Source organism: Mycobacterium szulgai, from assembly GCF_002116635.1.
GTDB lineage: Bacteria > Actinomycetota > Actinomycetes > Mycobacteriales > Mycobacteriaceae > Mycobacterium > Mycobacterium szulgai.
This window is the reverse complement of record NZ_LQPW01000135.1, coordinates 1-1,208: the sequence shown is the minus strand read 5'-3', so window position 1 is coordinate 1,208 and position 1,208 is coordinate 1. Positions and strand designations below refer to the sequence as shown.

At 66.1% G+C, this 1,208-nt stretch carries 1 protein-coding gene and 1 pseudogene; one reads left to right on the top strand and one right to left on the bottom strand.

All coding sequences use genetic code 11. From position 1 onward, the window contains the following. Positions 1 to 367: pseudogene (locus AWC27_RS32270) on the bottom strand (hypothetical protein); the annotation flags it as partial. Between the two features lie 508 nt (positions 368 to 875). Here AWC27_RS32270 and AWC27_RS19250 point away from each other — a divergent pair. Beyond that, positions 876 to 1,208: AfsR/SARP family transcriptional regulator (locus AWC27_RS19250; protein WP_245847278.1), on the top strand; the 333-nt coding region annotated here is incomplete at its 3' end.

Below are 1,208 nucleotides of genomic sequence, written 5' to 3'. Positions count from 1 at the left end.
CGGAGTTGGTGCGCGGTGGCTGCGGATTCCAGGCATGGATCACGACCTGGTCGGTGACTCGGGAGCCGTTGGCGCAGTTCGGCTGGCAGATCTTGAAGCCCGCCGTGCCGGTCCCGTCGGCGCCCTGAGGCCCCCACGAACGCCACGACATGTCTTGTAGCGCAACGGCGGCGCTGCCGCAGCCCACGATGTTGAGCTTTACCGGACGGTCGGCCGGCGGAACCGACCGGTTATAGCAGCCCGGGATCGCCACACCAATCGATGCCGGCGGCGCCGCGGCTGACGGCGAAGCAGGACCGGGCGCAGCTGCACCGTTGTCGTGGCGTGTCGAGTGAACCGCGACGAACGCGAGCCCTCCGGCCAGCATCACGACTAGGAGTGCCCCCGCCGCCAGTCGGGGAGACCGCCACCGGCGCGATGGGCCGGCGCTGTCGACCGTGTCAGCAGCCATGCCGCCGCACCGCCCGCCCAGCGCGGCTCGATGTATTCCTGACGCTCACGATGAACAGATTTACCGCCTGGCGGAAAATCTAACGCCCCCGGGTGGTGGTCGTGGACAGATGCGCAGGTTGGGCACCCAACGAACAACAGCGTGTGGATCAGCCAAACGCGTTGGCGCGCAACCGATCGTTGGGTAGGGCAGGGTGTGCGCCGAAACCGCGTTATCCGGCAAGACAATCAACCGCCAGGTGGGCTGTTCAGAGCAGCGCCGAAGTGGAGCCCCGGGTTGAGGCCGCTCGGACGGAACCTGTGTTCCACCACCGGAAGAGCATGACGGGACAGCCTTTTCGGGCTTGGTTCGGGTCACCACAATCAGCACTGAGAAGCCGCTCGGATCGTCGTATGCTGAGCGATACCGACACACTGTGTTCGGTATGCACTGGCTCAGAAAGGGTGTGTACCGGTTGACGGTCGATTTCCGGCTATTCGGTGGGGTCCGAGTCCTCGTCGATGGTCGGCGGCTGGATATCGGCCCCGCCCGTCAGCGGTGCGTTCTGGCGGCGCTGCTGATGGATGTGAACCGGCCGGTCTTGGTCGATCAGTTGGTCGACCGGGTCTGGTCGGACCGGCCGCCACATCGCGCGCGCAATACGCTCGCGGTCTATGTGCACCGGCTGCGCAGCCTGCTCGCCGGCGCCGGGCATGTCGCGATTTCACGCGACCTCGACGGATACGTCTTAACCGCTGATCCGCTGTCGGTCGACCTC